Raw genomic sequence first — 20,372 nt, 5'->3', positions numbered from 1 at the left:
ACTCCCCCCCCCCCGCCCGCGGGGGGTGGTCCCCTCCCCCCCCCCCCCCCCCCCCCCGCAACCCCCCCCCCCCCCCGGGGGGGGGGGGGGGGGGGCCCCCCCCCCCCCCCCCCGGCTCGTGTTGGCGCGGCGATCAGCCCGCGCTCACCGGATCGGCGTGCCGGTGACGCAGGTCAGCACCTGGCGCTGACCACGCGTGGCGCTCGATGTGGTGGTGGCGAAACCGTGGGACTCGAGCAGCAGTTGGGTCGCGGTGAGGTTCGCGGTGGCGTGTGCGGCGGTGGGTCGCTCGCCGAACACGTGGAGCCGGCCTCCCGGTGCCAGCAGGCCACGCATCCGAGCGATCTGCTGCGTCGCGTCGCCCAGCCAGAAGAGGCTGACGTTCACCGCGAAGATCGTGGTGAAGCGGCCGACCGGGAGGTCGGCCGACTCGAACCCGGCACAGCGGATCTCGGCCCTGCCGGCGCTGATGTGGCTCAGGTTGCGTTGGGTCGCGAGCCGCACCATCGTCGCGGCCCGGTCGATGGCGACGATCCGACCGGTCGTGAGTCGGCTGGCGACCATGAAGACGGCCGCGCCCCGACCGCAGCCGATCTCCAGCACCTGATCGTCGGGTGCGACAGCCATGGTGTCCACCGCCCAGCGCTGCCGATGGGCGGCCGTCACCCGGGTCGGCTCACCAGTCGCGGGGGTGGTGCCCGCGCCGGAGGAGCCCGGATCGCGGCTCGAGAGAGTGGACCTCACAACGTCACTCGCCGGTGCCTGTTCTGCTCACACATCTGATTCCACTATCTCAGCGGATTCGGTGCATCGTGTCCTCGGTCACCGCGTCCACCGGCAGGCGTGAAAGCTCCCGCACCGGTGTGCGGTCGAAGCTGGGGTGTTGTGGAACGATCGTCCCAGATTGTTTGCCCCGTGACCGCCATGAACGATGCGGGTTGGGAGCATTGCGGGCTCATGCCCAGCTCAGCTTGGGTGTCATCCTGGTCGCTGTGAACACCATTACTTTGTCGATCGTTCCAGAAAAGGCTAGCGTTCAGCCTCGCGAAGCCCTGCGGACCGTCCGGCGAGACTCCACGCTCCCGGCGCTCCCTGTGGATCTTCGGCCCCGCCGCGCAGCGGCTTGCCAGTCGAGTGAATGTGAGACGAGATGTCTGGACGGTTGGATTCGAAGGTGCTTGTCGTCACCGGCGGCACGCAGGGCATGGGCCTGGCGTTCGCGCAGCGGGCGGCCACGGAGGGGGCGCGTGTCGTCATCGGCGCCCGGGACAGGGACCGGGGCGAGGAGGTGGCCGCGCAGATCCGCGACACGGGCGGTAGCGCCCTGTTCGTGCGGACCGACGTGACGGTCGAGGAGGAGATGGCACGGCTCGTCGAGACCGCGGTGTCCGAGTTCGGCCGGCTGGACGGCGCGTTCAACAACGCCGGCGGCGGCCCAATGGCCAGTGTCCGCGAAACCGACAGTGACGCCTGGCATCGGTCCGTCGCACTCAACCTGACAAGTGTCTTCTACGGCCTCAAGCACGAGATTCCGGCGATCATCGCCTCCGGCGGTGGCGCGATCGTCAACAACGCCTCCGTCTCCGGCGTCAAGGGCGACGCGACGCAGGTCGCCTACAACGCGTCCAAGCACGGGGTCATCGGCCTGACCCGTTCGGCGGCACTCGACGTGGCCCGTTCCGGTGTGCGGGTCAACGCCCTGGTCACCGGCCTGATCGACACCCCGCTCTGGCAGGGCGTCGTCAGCCAGGCCCCGGCAGCGGCGGAGCGCTACCTGGCGATGCAGCCGACCGGACGGGCCGGCACCTCCGACGAGGTCGCCGCGCTCACCACGTTCCTGCTCAGCGACGAGGCCACCTTCATCAGCGGCGCGTCCATCGCCATCGACGGTGCCTTCACCGCCTGAGGCACTGAGCGTTGCCGAGGCACGCGGGGCGGCGCCGACAGCAGCTCCTCCCGCGCGCCTCGACGATCAACCTGATCAGCTGGCTGGCTGGCGCGGATCCGACCACGGCGAGCCCGGGCGGCCGATCGGCGGGCGCGGCGGGGGTCGCTCCTCGCTGCCCCGGACGACCGCCGTCGTGGCGGCCGAGACGGCGGAGGCATCGGCGTAGCCGTCCCGGCTGGCCGTCACCGCCACGGTGAGCCGCTTCCAGAGCAGCGCCTCGGAGATCTGGAACGTCGCACCTGTCGCACCTCCGATCGGGACGCCGTCGGCCGACCACTGGTACCGGAAGGTGGTCGTCGAGGGCGTCCACGAGCCCGGTGCCGCAGTGACTGTCCCGCCGACCACTGCCGCTCCGCTGATCGTCGGCGGGTCGACCGCCCGGATCGCCAGGGGCGGGTTGATGGTGAAGGCGTCGGCCAGGACCACCTGCCTGCCGGAGTCGTACGCGTACAGCGTCAGGGTGGCCGCGCCGGCTGGCGCGGTGCCGAGATTTACCTCGACGGTCATGGACGTGCCGTCCGCCGAGACGGTCTTCACCGTGGCGGCCAGCGGCTCCCCGCCAGCGGGGGTCACCTGGACCCGGTCCTTCGGGTGCAGCCCGGTGCCGCTGACGGTGATCGTCCGAACGGCGCCCGGCGGCACGACGGCCGGCGCCACCGACGTGACAGTCGCCGACTCGATCTGGAAGCTGTACTGCGTTAACCCGGAGCGGGCGCCGCTGGCCGTGACACTGCGGACGGTCAGGTAATACCAACCGACGTCCTGCGGGGTCCAGGTCAGTGTCGCGGTGCCGTCGGCCCGGGCGGCGAGCGGGGCGTACGGCCCGAAGTTGATCGAGTACTCGTAGGCGGTCGTGCCCGGCAGGCGCGGTGCGAAGGCGAAGGTCCCCGGGGCCAGCCGGCCCGCGCCGGTCGTCGGGAAATCGGTCGACGTGACCCGAGGTCCGTCGAGCACGGACCAGGACGTGCCGCCCTCGTCGGTCTGCACCCCGTCGGCGTTGCGGGCGAAGACCTTGACGTAGGTGTAGCCGCCCTTGGTCGGCGTGTAGGTGAAGGTGGCGCTGCCGTCGGCGGCCGGCCGGACGACCTGCTTGGTGGCCTCGTCGGCGTTCAGCGTCGCCACGTACTCGGTGACGTTGGCCATCGCGGTGCGGGCCGTGAAGGTGGCGGTCGTTCCCACGTCGGTGCCGCCGGTGCGGGTCACCGTCGGCGACGCTCCGTCGACCGAGATGTGGTTCCAGCGGGGTACCGACAGGGTGCCGTCGGCGCTTCGGCTCTGGATGCGCAGGCCGTTGACGCTTGTGTCCTTGGCGATCCAGGTGAGGTCGGCGGTGCCGTCCGCCCGCGCCGGAATGGTGATCTTCTCGATCGGCGGTGGGAACAGCCCGCCATGTTCGACCCAGTAGACGTAGGCCCGCACCTGCGGCGACCGGGGTGCGAGGTGGAAGTTGAGCGCCGAGCCGATGGTGACACCCCGGTCGACGTCGCCGGTGAGCCGCGGGCCGTCGTCCACGGTGAACTGGTAGGCGCGTGGGGCGTGCGCCGTGCCGTCCCGGGTGACGCTGTGCACGTAGAGGGTCTGCTGTCCGGCACGGGTTGGCGCGATCATGGCCGTCGCCGTTCCGTCGGCCGCCGCCGGCACCGTCCCCGACGGGCCACCCTCGTCGATCCGCCACGCCAGCGACGCCGTGTCGGCGACGTTGGAGCGCAACTCGAACGCGCCGGCCACCCCGATGTTGTAGTCCAGGTTCGGCGTTCCCTCCGGGTATGCGGAGGAGAAGATCGACGGACGGGTCTCCTTGACGTAGTACGCGTAGTACGCATGCTCGGAATAGTTGCCGGCCCGGTCGATCGCATAGACCGAGACGGAGTGGTAGCCCGCCGCGCGAGGCGTCCACTCGACAGTCGCCGGGCCGCCGAGCCCGTCGGCGTCCACCGTGCCCGCGGGGAGCTGCTCGCTCAGTTCGCTCGTGTAGAACTCGTAGCGGTAGCTGACGGTGTCGGCGCTGGCCGAGGTCAGCGTGAAGGTGCCGGGGACGCCGATCGCACCGCTGGCGTTGTCCCACCAACCCGCCGGGTACACGGCGGAGGCGACGGTCGGCGCGGGGCCGCCGGTGCGGTCGACCGTGAAGTAGCACGTGCCGCTCCACGACGTCGCCGTGGCACCGTCGAGGACGCGAACCCGCCAGGCGTACGTGACGCCGTCGAGCTGCCGCGAGGCGTCCTCGAGTTGGATGGCGACCTCGCCGTTACTCGGGGCCAGACCGGTGAGCCACTGTTGCGGCTGCTCCGGGTGGGTGATGTCCCAGACCTGGAAGTCGGCCTGCAACTCGGCACCCTCGTCCGCGCCGGAGAGGGTGCCCTTGAGCACCACGGCGTTGGCGTCGTTGAGTCTGACCGGGCTCAGGTACGGCCCCGGCGCGGCGGTGGCGCAGGGCTGATCCGCGGTCTGGAGGTTGGTCGGCGCCGACAGGGCCGCGGCGGCCGGACTGGCCGCGAGGCCCACCACCGCCGCGCTGACGAGCGCCGATGCCGCGATCACCGCCGTGATCCGGCGACGAGCAGGTGAAGGTGTACGCATTGGTCTCCCCGTGCTGAATCGGGCGGTGGTCATCCGGTGCGTCAGGCCGCCGGTCGGCGCGGGTCTGGCCAGGGCGCGCCGGGGCGCCCGATCGGCGGCCGGGGAGGCGGCCTCTCCCCCCTGACGACCACTGTGGCGGCCGACGTTACCGAGGTTGTGGTGTAGCCCTCCTGGCCGGCTCTGACCTCGACGGTGAGCTCATCGCCGACCAGCGTCGTGGGAATCCGGAACGTCGGGCCGTCCGCGCCGCTGATCGCGACGCCGTTCGCCGACCACTGGTATGAGTAATCGCTCGGGGTTGGTGCCCACTCACCCGGGTTCACGGAGACGACGGACCCGACCACCGCGGTTCCGCTGATCGTGGGCGGCCTGACCGATTGCAGCGGCGGGGGTGGGCCGATCTCGAACGCGTTCGCCAGGACCAACGGCTGGAGCGTCCCGTACGGGTGCAGGGTCACGCGAGCCGGACCGAGTCGCACCCGGCTGAGGTCCACGTCGGCGGTCAGCGTGGTGCGGTCCGCCGACACCGTCCGCACCCAGGCCCTGATCGGCAGCTTGTCCACCGGGGTGACCTCGACCTTGTCGTCCGGATGCAGCCAGGTGCCGTGGATGGTGATCGTCCGGACGCCACCCGTCGGTACCAGGCCCGGAGCAGCCGAGGTGATAGTGGTGACACCGCTGGCGACAGCGAAGCGGTACATCAGCATTTCCGAGCTTTTACCCCCGGCCAGCACGCGTTGGACGTCCAGTCGGTAGGCGCCATCCGATGGCGGCGTCCAGGTCAGCGTCGCCGTGCCGTCAGGTTGGGCGGGGATCTTCACGGCTGGCTCGCCGTCCACCTTGTACCGGTAGCCGAAGGTGCCGGGCAGGTAGGAGCTGAAGGTGAACGTGCCGGTGGCGAGCCGGCCGCTGCCGTTCTCCGGAAAGTCGGTCGAGCTGACCTGCGGCGCGTCAGTCGTCGTCCAGACGGCGGAGCCCTTCTCCGTCTGTATCCCGGCGGCGTTGCGGGCGACGACGCTCATGTAGTTGTGGCCGACCGTCATCGTCGTGTAGCTGAAGGTGACCTTGCCGTTGGCGGCCGGTTTGAGGATCTGTCTGGTGCTCTCGTCGTCGTTCAGCGTCGCCACGTAGTCGACGATGTTCGCCATCCGACTCTGCGCGGTGAAGGTCGACGAGGTGCCGGCCTCGGTGGTGCCGGTGCGGGTCACCGTCGGTGCCGCCCCGTCGACTTTGATGCCTCGTGAGCGTGGCGTGGACAGGGTGCCGTCCGCGCTTCGGCTCTGGATCAGCAGCTTGTCGATGCCGGTCTCGGTGGCGGTCCAGACCAGATCGGCGGTGCCGTCGGGGCGAGCCGGCACTGTCGTCTTCACCACCGGCGGCTGCTCGACGCTCGAATACTCCGGCCAGTACAGGTAAGCGTCGACCTGCGGCGCGCGTGGAGCGAGGTGCAGGGTGACCGAGCTGCCTATCGTCACCTTCTCCGGCATGTCGACGGTGATGACCGGGGCGTCGTCGACGGAGAACCGGTACGCGCGGGGGGCGTGCGCGGTGCCGTCGCGGGTGATGCCGTGGACGTACAGGGTCTGCGCGCCTCCGCGGGTCGGGGCGATCATGACCGTCGCCTTCCCGCTGGCGTCCGCCGCCACGGTGCCCGAGGGCCCGCCCTCGTCGATCCGCCAGACGAAGGACGCCGTGTCGGGGACCCTGGTGGCGAACTCGAACGCGCCGGGTACGCCGACGTTGTAGTCCGGGTTCGTCGTCCAATCGGGGTACGCGCTCGAAAAGACCGTCGGTCGGGTCTCCTTGACGACGAACGCGTGACTGGCCCGCTCAGATCTGTTTCCGGCCCGGTCGATGGCCCAGACGATGAGTTCGTGGCTGAGGGACGCTTGGGGCGTGAACTCGAGGGTGACCGGGCCGCCGAGTTCGGGCGCGTCCACAGTCGCCTCTTTGTACTCGCCGGGATCGCCCGAGTAGAAGCTGTAGAGGTAGCTGACGGTGTCGTCGGAGGCCGAGGTCAGCGTGAACGACCCAGGGACACCGACCCCGCCGGTGCCTGCGCAACAGGTGGTCACGGGATATTGGGCAGAGGTGACCGACGGTGCCGGACCGCCGTCGCGGTCGATGGTGTAGTGGCAGGTGCTGCTCCACGGCGACGCGTCGGCACCGTCGAGGACGCGCACCCGCCAGGCGTACGTCACGCCGTCGAGTTGCTTCGTCGCGTCGGCGACCTGGGTGTAGAGCTCGTTGCTCTCCTCGCCCATCTCGACCAGCCACTGCTGCCGGTGCTCCGGGTCGGCGACATCCCACACCTGGAAGTCGGCCCGCAGTCCGCCCTGGCCAGTACGGTGGAAGGTGCCCTGCAGCGTGGCGCCCGTGGGCGTACCGAGACTCGTCGGATTCAGGTACGGCCCCGGGGCGGCGGCGGCACAGGGCCTGCCGGAGCTGGTGAGATCGGTCGGGGCGACATCCGCGGCGGTGGCAGTGGAGGCGGTGAGCCCCAGCGCCGAGCCGGATGCGAGGGCCACGGCGACGCCCAGCGCCGCGATTCGACGGTGAATTCGCGAAGCGGTACGCAAACCCTGCCTCCACTGTGGGCCCGACCATGATCAGCCGGCACAGGATCGCACGTCGTTTCAATTCGCGGTGACCCGTGCCGTGCGCGCAGGTCCGCCGAGCCCGGTGCGGAGGTCAGTGCCCCCGCACCGGGCCCGCCGACTCCGCGACGGACAGCCCCGATCCCGTCGTCAGAGCCAGACCACGATCCCGGTCAGGTTGTTGAGGACCGCCGCCACGCCCGCCCGGATGGCCGCCGCGCAGCGCTCGGCGGTGAACGACGTCGGGTCGTACGTCGAGGACATGCCGAGTCCTTCCCCGCGGAACGACGCGCCTTCCCAGTCGACAGACGTGACGTTGTGGGTGGGCTCGGCGAGCTCGGCGCCCACCACGAGGAATTTCTCGTCCAGGTGGTTCGGGGTGACCAGGGCGAGGGGGTCGATGAGGCCGTCGCCGGCGCTGACGATGAGGTCCGGGTTCATCTCCATGGCCTTGGCGATGCTGGGAACGGCCTCGTGGGCGTTGCCGACGGTGATGGTCCGGAGATCCGCGTGCTCGTCGTCGGCCCATTCCCGCACCGCCGTCACGAGAGCCCTGGTCGGGTCGTCGGCACCGGCGGTGAGCAGGACGACCCGGTAGTCCCTTGGCGGGTGGACCCCGGCCCACGAACCGGGGCGCGGCGTGATCGTCGCCTCCGGGGCGGGTGTGGTGGAGGGGTCGACGAATCCGGGGCCGAGCGTCCCCACGGCGCTGGGCGCGGGGCGCGGCTGTGACCAGTCGTCGCCGGAGTCGCAGGCGGTGACCAGCAAGGCGGTCGCGGCCAGCATGGCGACGGCCCGAAGCGGGGGGCGCACAGGTGGTCGTCCTTTCGAGTGGTGGCGGCAGCCTCGTATTCCTATCTCAATTCCCTGTGCCGTTTATCCGCGGCCGGTCGTCCGGGGTCGTTGTTATCCGGCGGTTCGTTCGCGGTCGGGCTGGTGTTCACCCGCGCCATGCAACGTGCACTGGCCAACCGAGGGAGTCGCATGCTGGGGCGTGTCCGCCGTACCGTTATCGTCACCGCTGTCGGGATTGCCGCGGCGGCGATCCCGTTTTTGGGCGCCGGATCGGCGTCCGCGCACGGTTTTTCCTCGACCGTGTACGCGGAAATAACTGCCGGAGACGAGGGTCACATTCGCACGGCGGTGGACCTCGAATACGACCTGCTCGTCGTGTCCGCCGCGGATTCGGGCGACGATGACCCGCTCTTTCGGGCGGGCACGGCCGCATTCGACGCGGGCGACCGCGACGCCCAGGCCGCGGCACTGAGGAGCCACTCGTCGACGGTCCTCAGGTATGTCTCCGACCGGTTCTCGGTGACCGCGCGGGACACGGCCTGCCGACCGACCCAGGTGGGCGACGCGACGATCGGCGAGCGTGCGGGCGTGCCGTACGCGAATCTGCTGCTCGACTGGACCTGCCCCGGGCGGGTCGACGAGCACGAGGTGCGCAGCGCGCTGTTCGCGGACGACGAGGGTTACGTCAAGGGCACCAAGACCATCGTCACCTACGGGATCGACGGCCGTTCCGGCAGCGCGGCGCTGGACGCCGCCAACCCCACCTTCTCGACCGGCCAGTCCTGGTACCAGCGGTTCGGGGAGTTCTTCCTGCTGGGCGCCGAGCATCTGCTGTCCGGCATCGACCACATCCTGTTCCTGCTGGCGCTGATCGCCGGATCGCGGCGCCTGCGGGAGATCGTGCTCGCGGCCACCAGCTTCACCCTGGCGCACTCGGTGACGTTCATGCTCGCGGCCCTCGGCCTGGTCGAGGTGCCGGGGTCGATCGTGGAGCCGGTCATCGCGTTGTCCATCGCCGTTGTCGCGGGCTGGCACCTGTGGGGCATCTGGCGGCGCGGCGAGCACGCGACAGACCTGGAGACGACGGCGGGGCAGGGTCACCTCAGCCTGGATCGGGCCGGCTGGATCCGGCTCGGGGTGGTGTTCTGCTTCGGCCTCGTGCACGGCCTGGGCTTCGCGGGCGCGCTGGGCATCGACGAGGCGTGGTCGTGGACCCTGCTGTGGTCGCTGTTGGTGTTCAACATCGGCATCGAGGTCGTTCAGTTGACGATTATCGCTCTGGTCTTCCCGCTCCTGATCGTCCTTCGCCGCCGCGCGCCGAAAGTCGGTATCTGGGCGACCGGCGTTGTTTCCGCAGCCGTGTCCGTCATGGGGCTGATCTGGTTTGTCCAGCGCGTTTCCGGGTCCTGAGTAGGGCTAAGTAGTTCGCGAAGTGCAGGCTTTCGCAAGATCACGTTCATGGTCGGTTCACCAGGCGACGAAAGCGTGGATCTGCTTCCCCGCGTCGGGTGAAGTCACCATCCATTTCTCTATTTGAAAAGGGAACAATGTCGATGACATTGAGCACCTCGACACGGGCCCCCGGGCCTGTGCGGCGGCGCGTGGTCGCCGGGGTCGCCGCCGGCTTCCTGGGAATGGGCGCGGCCCTCGGCAGCGGCCTGACGGCCACCGCCAACGCGGCCGAGTCCACCACGATCACCGGTGTGATCCTCGGCGTCGGCGCCAACGAGACCCAGCGGATCGTGAGCTGGTACTCCTCCGCCGACACCGCGCAGAAGATCCAGCTCGCCCCGACCGCCGAGATCGTCAACGGCGAGTTCCCGGCAAGCGCCGTCAGCTTCGACGCCGTCGGCGCGGCGAACACCTCCACCACCGGTTTCAACCGGCACGCCACGATCGGCAACCTGCGGGAGAACACCGCCTACTCGTACCGGGTCGGCGCCGAGGGCAGCTGGTCCCCGGCGTACGCCTTCAAGACGCAGGACTTCGAGGGCGACTACGACTTCCTGTTCTTCGGTGACCCGCAGATCGGCTCGTCCGGTGACCGGCTGAAGGACCAGGCCGGCTGGGAGGAGACGCTGAAGGTCGCCACCGGGGCCAACCCGAACGCCGAGCTGCTGGTCTCTGCCGGTGACCACGTGGAGAGCGCCAACGACGAGGGTCAGTGGACCTCGTTCCTGGCCCCCGAGCAGCTTCGTCAGTACCCGCTCGTGGCCACCATCGGTAACCACGACGTCGGCGGCAAGTCCTACGAGCAGCACCACTTCACCCCGAACACCGACCGCTCGGCGCAGTACTACAACGGCGACCAGGCGACCCGGTCCGGCGGCGACTACTGGTTCATCCACAAGGACGTGCTGTTCATCGACCTGAACAGCAACAGCTACGCCAACCCGGCGGACGGCTCCGCCGGTGGCGACGCGGCGCACGTCGCGTACGTCACCGACGTGATCAACAAGCACGGCTCCGAGGCCAAGTGGAAGGTGCTGGTCTACCACCACTCCATCTACTCGCCGGCCAGCCACGCGACCGACACCGACAACAAGCAGCGGCGGGAGGACTTCACCACGGCGTTCTCCAAGCTCGGCGTGGACATGGTGCTCCAGGGCCACGACCACAGCTACTCCCGCAGCTACTCGATCAAGAACGGCCAGAAGGAGAACCCGGCGGAGAAGCCGGGCGCGCCCGAGGTCTACCCCGGTCCGGGCGGCGTCATCTACGTGACGGCCAACTCGGCCTCCGGCTCGAAGTACTACGACATCAAGAAGCCGGACGACAGCGGTACCGGCATCCGCGGCAACGGTCCGGACCCGCTGGACCCGGCCAAGTACTGGTACAACTCGACGCAGAACCAGGAGCACGTTCGCAGCTACGTCAAGGTGCAGGTGCGCGGCGACAGGCTGGTCCTGGCCAACGTGCGCAGCGGCACCTGTGCGGCCCCGAACGCGGCAGTCGAGAAGGGCCTCTCCTGCGTCAACACCCCCGACGGTCAGCCGATCGGCTCGGTGACCGACAAGGTCACCGTGCACCCGTACCACGGTGACGGTCAGGCCATCCAGGTCAATGTGCCGAACGCGGCCCCGGGCGAGTTCGGCTGGACGATCGACGGCTACAACGGCCTCGTCGACCTGGGCACCGCCCAGGAGCGCGACGGCACCTTCTTCGAGGCGGCCGGCAAGATCAACCCGATCCTCGTGTCGGACAGCCGCCGCTCGCTCGCCCCGTGGTCGATCTCGGCCAACGTCGGCGACTTCTCCGACGCCGACAAGAAGTTCTCCGGCTCCTACCTGGGCTGGAACCCGTACGTGCTCGACGCCGGCGCGGGTGCCGAGGCCGGTGCCCCGGTCCTGTCGTCCCTCGACGACCAGGGCAAGGGCCTCTCGGTCTCCAGCGCCCTCGCCGCGGCCGCGCAGGGCCACCCGCGGGGCGGTGCCCGCCTCGGTGCCGACCTGGATCTGAAGATCCCGGACAGCATCGCGAAGGGCAACTACCGCACCACGCTCACGATCACCGCGCTGAGCAGCTGACCGAACCGTTCCATCGGGCGGGGTGGGCACCTTCGGGGGCCTGCCCCGCCACCCATGTGCCACCCTCCCAAGATCACCTCAAGGATCCGACATGTACCCGTCCGTAACGGGCTGGAAGAAGCTTGCTCGTACCACCGCGTTGTCCCTGCTCGCCGCCGTCGCGGCCGTCGGTGTCGGTGCCGGCCCCGCCCTGGCGGCGGACGGCAACGTCGCCTGGACGGTCCGCACGGCCTCCAACGGCTACGGCGAGGCCCGGTCCAGTTACAGCTACAACGTCAATCCCGGTGGTTCCGTCGAGGACGCCATGGTCGTCGCCAACCGTGGCAAGGCGCCGCTGACCCTGTCCGTGTACGCCGCCGACGGCTTCACGACCGACGCCGGGCAGCTCGACCTGCTCACCAGGGACGCCAGGTCCGTCGCGATCGGCGCCTGGGCGAAGCCGAAGGCCGGCAGTGTCGTGATCCAGCCCGGGAGGACCGCGCAGGTCCCCTTCACGGTGAGTGTCCCGGACAACGCCACCCCCGGTGACTACGTCGGCGGGATCCTCACCACGCTCACCCAGGCCGACCAGGCCGAGGGCGTCAACGTCGACAGGCGTCTCGGCATCCGGATCAAGCTGCGGGTCGGCGGCGAGCTGAAGCCGAACCTCGCGATCGAGGACGTGCACGTGACGTACGCGGGCCCGTCCAACCCGTTCGGCAAGGGTGACGCCACCGTCACCTACAAGATCCACAACGTCGGCAACGCCGCGCTCTCCGGGCAGCAGGCGGTCTCGGTCTCCGGGCCGTTCGGTGTGCTGCGGGTCCGGGCGAAGGACGTCGCCGCGCCGCCGGAGCTGCTCCCGGGGGAGAGCTGGGACGTGACAGTGCCCATCGCCGGGGTCGCCCCCGCCGTCGCGCTGGCCGCGACCGTGACCCTCACGCCGCTGCTCACCGACGCCTCCGGCTCGACCACCTCGCTCAAGCCGATCCAGGTCACCGCGCACGGCTGGGCGCTGCCGTGGCCGCTGGTGCTGGTGCTCGTCGTACTGATCGCCGTGCTCGTCGGGGCGTACCTGTACCGGCGTCGCACCCGGACGCGGCGCAATGCGCGCGAGGACGCCCGCGTACGCGACGCCGTAGAGCAGGCGCTGCGTGACCCAAAACCACAGACCCCCTGATCGCCCACCCGCGATCGTGCACTTGCTGCCCCGGCATAACTGGGCGTCCACGCGTACCGGCGACCGAAACCGCAAGATCGCGGTGGTCGTCCCAGGGCCGGTGTCCCGGCGAGACCGCGCCCGGCCGGATTGCCGGCGGACTCTGCCTCGGCTCGACCGGCCCCGGGGAAACAGGCCCTTGTGGGTGAACGGGGCCTGGCTCTGGACCACGCCCGTCCCCGAGCCGGCATGCTGCGACGGTGACGCCGGCACGGAGGGGGAATCCACATGGTTGACGGGGATGTGCCAGAGCGGATGCAGGCCGCGGCCCTGGACGAGTTCGGTGGGCCGGAGGTGATCACCCTGCGGAAGCTGCCGATCCCGCAGATCGCCGACGACGAGGTGCTGATCAAGGTCTTGAGCGCCGGCGTGGGGGTGTGGGACGTGTACGAGCGGCAGGGTGTGCTCGTACCGGAGGGCTCGGCTCTCCCGATCGTGCCCGGGTCCGACGGCGCCGGCACCGTCATCGCCGCCGGCAGCAAGGTGTCCAACGTCGGGGTCGGCGACCTGGTCTACGTCTCTGCCAAGACCCGCCCGAAGGGCGGCTTCTACGCCGAGTACGCGGCGGTCAAGGCGGAGTACGCGGCAAAGGTGCCCGACGGGGTGCCGGCCGAGCACGCCGGGGCCATGCCCACCGACGCGCTGACCGCGCTCGCCGGGCTCGACACCGTCAGCCTGTCGGCCGGCGCCTGGTTGATGATCTTCGGTGCGAGCGGTGGCCAGGGCCACCTGGCCGTGCAGTTGGCCAAGCGGCAGGGCCTGAACGTGATCGCGGTGGCCTCCGGGGCGGACGGCGTCGCGCTCGTCACTCGACTCGGCGCCGACGTGTCCCTCGACGGCCACGCCGACCTGACCGACGTGCTCGCCCGGATCCGGGACGCGGCACCGGCCGGGGTGGACGCCATCCTGGCGATGGCCGGCGGCAAGACGCTGGACCGGCTCACCGAGGCACTCACCGACGGCGGTGTGGTCGCGTTCGCCCACGGGGTGCAGCCGGAGCCACGGGAACGGCCGGGTGTGGTGGTCCGCGCGTACGACGGCGAATCGAACCCGCGACAGTTGCAACGCCTCAACGAACTCATCGAGGCCGGCCCGTTCGTGGTGCACGTCGCGCAGACGTACCCGCTGGGCAAGGTGCGGGACGCACACCAGCGCCTGGAAACGTCCTACCCGGGCAAGCTGCTGCTGACGGTGGCCTGAGACCTCAGCGCGGCGCGCGCTGTTGCGGCACGCGTACCGATGCCATGCCGGCCGCGGTCGCGGCCTGGATGCCCAGGTCGGTGTCCTCGAAGACCAGGCACGACCCCGGCGGTACGCCGAGGTGCTGCGCCGCGAGCAGGAACGCCTCCGGGTCCGGCTTGGCCCGCGTGTAGTCCTCGGCGCAGACCAGCACGTCGAACCGGTCCAGTAGGCCGAGCGCGTCGAGGGAGGCGGTGACCGAGGCGCGGGTGCTGCCGGAGACGACGGCGAACGGCACCCGCCGGTGGGCGTCGTGGATGTGCGCCACCACCTCGGGTACGGCGGCGAGCTGCGGCAGCAACTCCTCGTAGTAGCTCTCCCGGCGCTCGACCACTGCCGCCACGGGCATGGCCAGCCCCTGCTGCTCGTTCAGGGCGACGACGATGTCGGCGGTCGGCCGTCCACCCCACGCGTAGAAGAGATCCTCCGGGAACTCGCAACCCCACTCGTGCAGTGCCCGCTGCCAGGCCAGGTAGTGCAGCGGCATCGAGTCGACGATGGTGCCGTCGCAGTCGAACAGGTACGCCGCGAACTCACCGGGCGGCAGAGGCAGACTCATCGGGGAAGGGTACAGCGGCGGATCCGGTCAGTCGTCGGTGACGGACGCCAGCCGGCGCAGCAGGTGGTCCCGCTCCGGGTCGGTCCCGACCAGCGCCAACGCGCTGCGGTACGCCGCCGCGGCCTCGCCGTTGCGACCGAGTCGGCGCAGCAGGTCCGCCCGCGTGGCCGGGTAGAGGTGGTAGCCGCGCAGCCGCGGGTCGTCGGCCAACTCGTCCAGCAGGGCGAGCCCGGCTTCCGGCCCGTCGCGCATGGCCACGGCGGCGGCCCTGTTCAACGCCACGACAGGCGAGGGGACCATGCCGAGCAGCACGTCGTAGAGCGCCACCACCTGGGGCCAGTCGGTGCTGGCCACGTCGGCGGCCTCGTCGTGCAGCGCGGCGATGGCGGCCTGCACCCCGTACGGCCCGGGTGCCGGGCCGGTCAACGCGACGACCACCAGCGCACGCCCCTCGTCGATCATCGAGTGGTCCCACCGTCCGCGGTCCTGGTCGTCCAGGAGAACCACCGCGCCGTCCGGCCCGGTGCGCGCGGCCCGCCGAGCGTGCACCAGCAGCAGCAACCCGAGCAGACCGGCGACCTCCCGTTCGGCGGGCAGCAGCCGGCGCAGGATCCGGGCCAGCCGGATGGCCTCCTCGGCGAGGTCGACCCGTTGCAGAGCGGGACCGGAACTGGCGGCGTACCCCTCGGTGAAGACGGAGTAGACGGCCTGGAGCACCGTGGGCAGCCGATCGGGCAACTCGTCGGCGCCCGGCACCCGGAACGGGATACGCGCGTCGCGGATCTTCCGCTTGGCCCGGACGAGTCGCTGGGCCATGGTGGCGGGCGGCACCAGGAAGGCCCGCGCGACCTCGGTCGTGGTCAGGCCGGCGAGGAACCGCAGGGTGAGGGCTCCACGGTCCTGCGCGGCCAGGGCCGGGTGCGCGCAGGTGAAGAAGAGCGCCAGCCGGTCGTCCGGCAGGTCGCGGTCGGCGTCGGCGGGCGGGGCAGGGTCGGCCCGCTCCGCCTCCGCCCGGAGGACGGCGAGCCGCGTGGCCAGCACCCGGTCACGGCGCAACCTGTCGACGGCACGGCGGCGCGCGGTGGTGAGCAGCCAGGCACCGGGCCGACTCGGCACGCCGTCGACCGGCCAGTGCACAAGGGCCGCCTCGATCGCCTCGGACGCGACCTCCTCGGCCAGGTCGAGGTCGCCGAAGCGGTGCACGAGCGAGGCGAGCAGCCGACCGTGTTCCTCCCGGAACACCGCCTCCACCGAATCGGCTGCCGCCTCTCCGCTCACCACGGTCAGACCTCGACCTCGATCTCGGCGACCGGGCGCACCTGCACCGACCCGTTGCCGGTGGCGCCAGGGCTGCGGGCCGCCCACTCCAACGCGACGTCGAGGTTTGGCACGTCGATGATGTCGTACCCGCCGAGCACCTCACGGGTCTCGGCGAACGGCCCGTCGGTGATCGTGCGGTCGCCGTCCGGGCCGACCCGCACGGTCGTGCAGGTGGTCAGATCCTGCAAGGGGTGCCCGGAAACCCAGATCCCGGCATCCTTCATCTCCCGGTCGTAGCGGATCCAGTCCTCGAAGGTGCACCCGTTGCCTGCCTCGTCGTCCGCGGGGCTCATGAACAGCAGCATGTACTTCACGTCTCGGCTCCTCTCGGTGCGGCGGGTTGCCGCACAGCATGACGACGGTCGGGGCCCGCGGATATCGACACGGCGCGTCAGGTTTTTCCGGCGGGTGTTCACGCGGGGTGCGTCCGCGCCGAGTCGCGCCGGTCGTACCAGGTCACCACGATCAGGCAGACGGTCAGCACGGCGAGCGCCGCCAACGGGGCCAGGGAACGGCCGACCGGAAGCAGGACCAGCGGTAGCAGCGCGGCGACGACCTGCGTGGGACGCACGGCACGAACTGTCAGTCGGCGGAAGACCAGCCTGCTGAGCAGGTAGAGGGCCGCACCCCCGTACAGCGCGGTGGCGGCTTCCCAGCCCAGCGGGTCGGCGTGGGGCGAGTCCCCAGTGAGCCGGTCGATCACCTCCTCGATACCGAGCGCCACGTAGATGGCACCGATGATCAGCGGAGAGTGCCCGATGCCGTACGCGTCGCCGGCCACGTCGGCCCGACGCTCACTCGGCACGTTACTGACGGCCGTCCGCGCGGCGAGTGCCAGCCGGTCGAAGTACAGCCACCACAGGCAGACCGTGCTGATGAGGCCGAGCAGTGCGGCCGCCACCGCCGCGCCGGCCGGAGCCATCGTCCGTGGCCCCGCCCCAGCGGAGATCAACGACTCACCCAACGCGATGATCAACACCAGCCCGAACCGGTCGGTGAAGTGGTCCACGCTGCGCAGTTGCCACGGCCGGTAGGCGGCTGCGAGCCGCGCACCGCCGATGTCGACGAGCAACGCGGCAGTCCAGAGCGCGGTCTGGGCCGCGCCGCCGAGCAGCGCGCCGCCGAGCAGTGGGAGCCACGCCAGGACGACCGGCACGCTGAAGAAGCGCAGCGTCGAGCGCAGCGGCGGGTTCGTCGCGCTCACCCAGAACAGGATCACGAGCTGCACCGCCCGGACGACCACGTAGGCCAGGGCGAGGGTGAGCGGCGCGTCGAGGAACTCCGGACACTGCCGCCACGCGTCCGGCAGCACCAGCGCGGCCACGAAGATCGCCGCCATCGCGACAAGGGTCGCCGCGCGGACCAGGCCGACGTCCGCGCGGACCAGGTTTCCCACCCAGGTGTACGGCCCCCAGGAGTAGAGCAGCAACAGGAGCAGGAGCAGCCCCTGGGCCAGGGTGAGCGCGCTCGGCGACCCCGCCATGAACGTGATGACCCGGGTGAGCGCGAAGACGAAGACCAGGTCGAAGAAGATCTCGAACATCGTGGTCCGGTGCGTCTCCGCGGCCGGCACCGGACGAACGCCGGAAACCCCCCTCATCCCCGCATTCTGCGCCAGATTGGGCGAACGCTCACCCGGTCTGGTGGCAGCCGGCCGGGCACACCAGCCTCAGGCTGAGGCGTCCGTCCGCCGCCGGCTCCGCTCAGCCCGCCGCCGCACCTGCTGGTACGCGCCGGTCAGCCCCATCGCCCGGCGTACCTCGACCAGGGTCTGGCGGACCTCCTCACGGGTCCGCTCCGTACCCTCGACGATCAGCCGGTCGACCAGGCCCCGGTCCGCCTCGATCTCGGCCCGGCGTTCCCGGATCGGCGCCAGGAACCCCTCCAACGCGGCGACCAGTCTTTCCTTGACCTCCACGTCGCCCACGCGCCCGGCCCGGTAACGCCGGGCCAGGTCGGCGACCTCGTCGCGGTCCGGATTGAAAACCTCGTGGTACGCGAACACCGGGTTGCCCTCCACCGTGCCCGGCACGTCGGCCCGCACCCGGTTCGGATCGGTGTACATGCCCAGCACCTTCCGACGCACCGTGGCGGCGTCGTCGGAGAGCGCGATCGAGTTGCCCCGGCTCTTGCTCATCTTGGCCGCGCCGTCGGTGCCCACCAGGCTCGGCGTGTCCGCCGCGATCAGCTCGGGCACCGGGAACACCGGGCCGTACAGGTGGTTGAACCGCCGCGCGATCTCCCGGGTCACCTCGACGTGCGCGGCGTTGTCCCGACCGACCGGCACCACCTCGCCCTTGACGCAGAGGATGTCCGCGGCCTGGAGCACCGGGTAACCAAGCAGCCCGTACGGCATCTCCTCCTTGCCGGCGTCGCGGGCCATGTCCTTGAGCGACGGCACCCGCTCCAGCCGGGGAACTGTCACCAGGTTCTGTAGGAGGGTGTTGAGGTCGCCGACCTCGGGGATCGCCGACTGGAGGTAGAACGTGGCCTGCCCCGGGTCGACGCCGGCGGCCAGGATGTCGGTCACCATCTCCCGGGCGTTGCCGGAGACCTGGTCGATGTCCTCCCGGCGGTTGCGCGTGGTGAGCATGTGCAGGTCGGCGATGATGAAGAAGCTCTCGTAGCGCCGGTGCAGCCGCACCCGGTTGGCGATGCTGCCGACGTAGTGGCCGAGGTGCAGGCGGCCGGTGGGCCGGTCGCCGGTGAGCATTCGTGCGACGGACATGGTGGTGCCTCTCGTTCCGTTGGTGGGTCACGCGTGGGCGCGCGCCGAGCGGGGCGGGTCAGCCCCCTCGGTCAGCGGGATCGGTTCAGCGAACCGTCCGCCATCGCGCGCCGGCGCGAAACCGCAGACCACCGGCACGGAGGACACTCAGAAGTTGCTCACGGCCGTCGCCGGAGTTGGTCGGGACCACGGGCACCGCACCCAGCGGGAGGCCGTCGACCATGTCGACCGCCTCCGTCGCGTAGTTGCTCGTCCGGACCACGGCCTCAGATTACCCGCGGCATGCCCCCGGGAGGGGGAAGGTACCGGTCGGCGTAGTACCTGCCGACGCGATCCCGGTATTCCGGATCGAGGGCAGCCGGATCGAACGGGGGGGATCCTTGATCTCCTGCCGAGACCGGTCGACGTGCACGACGCGTTCCTGGTGGTCCACCTGAGCCACCGTGCCAGCCGGCAGCAGCACCTTCTGGCCGAAGATCCACGGCCCGGTGTCGACGACCAGGTATCCGGCGTCCGCCTCGTTGCTCGCCTCGTCGATGCTGCCGATCCGCCCGTCGCTCGCCTGCACCTGATAGCCCACCAGGTCGACGGGTGTGCCGGGGCCCGGGGCGTCCGGGCCGTCGTGGCCACCGTCCGGAGCATCCGGCGGGGTGACCGAGGGCGTGGCCTGCGTATATCCGCCGGCGAGGGCGGACGGGTCACGCCAGGCCCAGGGATTGAAGATCGAGGGTTGCATGGGCACCTCCGGGGGACGGTCCTCGGCTGTCCTGTCTTCAGGTGCCCACCCGGCAGCCGCCGGAAACAGATCGACGACTGTCGCACCCCGTGCTGCCGCCCGGTCCGTGCGTCGTCCACCGGCTCGCATCCGCACCCGACCTGGTCGGCGGGTGCGCTGGCATACTCGGCTGCCATGGTGCTGTCGCGAGGGTGGTCGGTCTTCCTGGTGGGAGTCGGGATCTGGGCCTGGGTGATCTGGCCGAGATTCGCCGTCGCGATCTGGCAGGACCCGCGGTCCTGGGCGTCCGGCACGGTGGCCGAGGGCGCGGCCACCAGCTTCCTGTGGGTGCACGCGCTGCTGATCGCCGCGTCCCTGGCCATCGGCACCACAGTCGGGGTGCTCGGCATCCGCTCCTGGCGAGCCGCCCGCCGCCAACAAGAGTCCTGACCACCCCCCGGATACGGCTTGCTGCTGCATGCCGCCCAGCTCTCGTGCTGCCTGGCGCTCTCGTTCCGGCCCGGCGGGCGGCGAGCAGGAGGTTTGGGCAGATGGCGGTTCTCAGATGACGCAAACCTCGTGAGAGCCGGGGTGAGAAGCGGGTGGGCGGGGTAGGAGTGTGACGCGGGACGCTCCCCGCGGATTTGACGATCAAACCCACGGACGCGTAACTTTCTCTCTGCCAGCGCGGAACGGGGCAAACGGGACGAAAGTCCTGAGGCTCCGAAACAAGCTGGCAGCCGGGTCAAGCAGGGGTTCGCTCCTGCCGGACGCGGTCCGGGCGGGGCTCGCCGGATCGGCCGTGAGGCGGATTTGGTGCGGCGAAGCCGACCGGGTAAGGTTCACGACCGGCAGGGCACCGGGCGAGACTGCGGGAAACCGCAGCGGCCGGCCTGCCAAATCCGACGACCTGACGCAGCGGCCTGCTGCTGCGTGAGTGCGCCGGCGCTAAGCCGTACGAAGCATGACAGACCGGGACACACGGTTTGACACGGCGAAGACGGTGAGGTAACGTAGTAAAAGTGCCCGGCGCGAGAGCGACGGGGACACGGAGCGAAAAGCCCCGGGTTGGGGTTCCACTGAGGTGGGGCTTTGAGTCGGTGTGTGGTTGTTCTTTGAGAACTCAACAGGGTGCTTGTAAAGCCAGTGCCAATTATGATTTATAC

The 20,372-nt window shown here is 70.5% G+C and carries 16 protein-coding genes and 1 pseudogene; 6 read left to right on the top strand and 11 right to left on the bottom strand.

The features are described from left to right. Positions 1 to 144 precede the first annotated feature (144 nt). Positions 145 to 666: a class I SAM-dependent methyltransferase gene (locus tag ACGFIW_RS33565; RefSeq protein WP_393324522.1), complete on the bottom strand. Its 522-nt coding sequence runs from the start codon at positions 664 to 666 to the stop codon at positions 145 to 147. Positions 667 to 1,150: 484 nt separating this feature from the next. Here ACGFIW_RS33565 and ACGFIW_RS33560 point away from each other — a divergent pair, with 484 nt between their 5' ends. Then, positions 1,151 to 1,906 (top strand): SDR family NAD(P)-dependent oxidoreductase, encoded by a 756-nt coding sequence (locus tag ACGFIW_RS33560; protein ID WP_393324516.1) that lies wholly within the window; start codon positions 1,151 to 1,153, stop codon positions 1,904 to 1,906. Between the two features lie 75 nt (positions 1,907 to 1,981). On the opposite strand, the gene ACGFIW_RS33555 is transcribed toward ACGFIW_RS33560, so the two are convergent. From ACGFIW_RS33555 to ACGFIW_RS33545, 3 genes are all read right to left on the bottom strand, one after another. After that, positions 1,982 to 4,528, bottom strand: coding sequence for a hypothetical protein (locus ACGFIW_RS33555; RefSeq protein WP_393324513.1), 2,547 nt, complete (start codon positions 4,526 to 4,528; stop codon positions 1,982 to 1,984). A gap of 41 nt (positions 4,529 to 4,569) precedes the next feature. Next, positions 4,570 to 7,056, bottom strand: a complete 2,487-nt coding sequence (locus ACGFIW_RS33550; protein ID WP_393324510.1) for a hypothetical protein — start codon at positions 7,054 to 7,056, stop codon at positions 4,570 to 4,572. Between the two features lie 219 nt (positions 7,057 to 7,275). Beyond that, on the bottom strand, positions 7,276 to 7,938 hold the full coding sequence (locus tag ACGFIW_RS33545; RefSeq protein ID WP_393324508.1) for a hypothetical protein: 663 nt from the start codon (positions 7,936 to 7,938) through the stop codon (positions 7,276 to 7,278). 21 nt (positions 7,939 to 7,959) lie between these two features. Here ACGFIW_RS33545 and ACGFIW_RS33540 point away from each other — a divergent pair, with 21 nt between their 5' ends. From ACGFIW_RS33540 to ACGFIW_RS33525, 4 genes are all read left to right on the top strand, one after another. Continuing rightward, positions 7,960 to 9,330, top strand: a complete 1,371-nt coding sequence (locus tag ACGFIW_RS33540; RefSeq protein ID WP_393324505.1) for a HupE/UreJ family protein — start codon at positions 7,960 to 7,962, stop codon at positions 9,328 to 9,330. A 143-nt stretch (positions 9,331 to 9,473) separates the two neighbouring features. Next, positions 9,474 to 11,447: a fibronectin type III domain-containing protein gene (locus ACGFIW_RS33535; RefSeq protein ID WP_393324502.1), complete on the top strand. Its 1,974-nt coding sequence runs from the start codon at positions 9,474 to 9,476 to the stop codon at positions 11,445 to 11,447. 91 nt (positions 11,448 to 11,538) lie between these two features. Further along, complete coding sequence (locus ACGFIW_RS33530; RefSeq protein WP_393324499.1) at positions 11,539 to 12,606, top strand: WxL protein peptidoglycan domain-containing protein; 1,068 nt, start codon at positions 11,539 to 11,541, stop codon at positions 12,604 to 12,606. Positions 12,607 to 12,873: 267 nt separating this feature from the next. Further along, positions 12,874 to 13,845 carry an NADP-dependent oxidoreductase gene (locus tag ACGFIW_RS33525; protein WP_393324496.1) on the top strand — a complete coding sequence of 324 codons (972 nt, stop codon included), beginning with the start codon at positions 12,874 to 12,876 and terminating at the stop codon, positions 13,843 to 13,845. 4 nt (positions 13,846 to 13,849) lie between these two features. Here the strand turns inward: ACGFIW_RS33525 and ACGFIW_RS33520 are convergent, their stop codons facing one another. The 7 genes and pseudogenes from ACGFIW_RS33520 to ACGFIW_RS33490 form a co-directional block, all read right to left on the bottom strand. Next, the gene (locus ACGFIW_RS33520; RefSeq protein WP_393324493.1) at positions 13,850 to 14,443 is read right to left on the bottom strand and encodes an HAD family hydrolase; all 594 of its coding nucleotides are present in this window, start codon (positions 14,441 to 14,443) and stop codon (positions 13,850 to 13,852) included. 27 nt (positions 14,444 to 14,470) lie between these two features. Further along, the gene (locus ACGFIW_RS33515) at positions 14,471 to 15,724 is read right to left on the bottom strand and encodes an RNA polymerase sigma factor (RefSeq protein ID WP_393324490.1); all 1,254 of its coding nucleotides are present in this window, start codon (positions 15,722 to 15,724) and stop codon (positions 14,471 to 14,473) included. A gap of 2 nt (positions 15,725 to 15,726) precedes the next feature. Further along, the gene (locus ACGFIW_RS33510) at positions 15,727 to 16,068 is read right to left on the bottom strand and encodes a YciI family protein (RefSeq protein WP_393324519.1); all 342 of its coding nucleotides are present in this window, start codon (positions 16,066 to 16,068) and stop codon (positions 15,727 to 15,729) included. Between the two features lie 107 nt (positions 16,069 to 16,175). Then, positions 16,176 to 17,363, bottom strand: coding sequence for a low temperature requirement protein A (locus ACGFIW_RS33505; RefSeq protein WP_393324487.1), 1,188 nt, complete (start codon positions 17,361 to 17,363; stop codon positions 16,176 to 16,178). 69 nt (positions 17,364 to 17,432) lie between these two features. Further along, a complete protein-coding gene (trpS, locus tag ACGFIW_RS33500; RefSeq protein ID WP_393324484.1) occupies positions 17,433 to 18,491 on the bottom strand; it encodes a tryptophan--tRNA ligase in 1,059 nt (352 codons plus the stop codon). A gap of 85 nt (positions 18,492 to 18,576) precedes the next feature. Next, positions 18,577 to 18,753: a hypothetical protein gene (locus ACGFIW_RS33495; protein ID WP_393324481.1), complete on the bottom strand. Its 177-nt coding sequence runs from the start codon at positions 18,751 to 18,753 to the stop codon at positions 18,577 to 18,579. Positions 18,754 to 18,757: 4 nt separating this feature from the next. Beyond that, positions 18,758 to 19,227, bottom strand: a pseudogene (locus tag ACGFIW_RS33490) (PRC-barrel domain-containing protein). A gap of 174 nt (positions 19,228 to 19,401) precedes the next feature. Between ACGFIW_RS33490 and ACGFIW_RS33485 the strand changes: the two are divergent. Further along, on the top strand, positions 19,402 to 19,656 hold the full coding sequence (locus ACGFIW_RS33485) for an SCO4848 family membrane protein (protein ID WP_393324479.1): 255 nt from the start codon (positions 19,402 to 19,404) through the stop codon (positions 19,654 to 19,656). Positions 19,657 to 20,372 lie beyond the last annotated feature (716 nt).

It is taken from the genome of Micromonospora sp. NPDC048935, from assembly GCF_043197875.1.
Lineage (GTDB): Bacteria > Actinomycetota > Actinomycetes > Mycobacteriales > Micromonosporaceae > Micromonospora.
The sequence above is the reverse complement of the archived record's forward strand: the minus strand, read 5'-3'. Positions and strand labels throughout refer to the sequence as shown.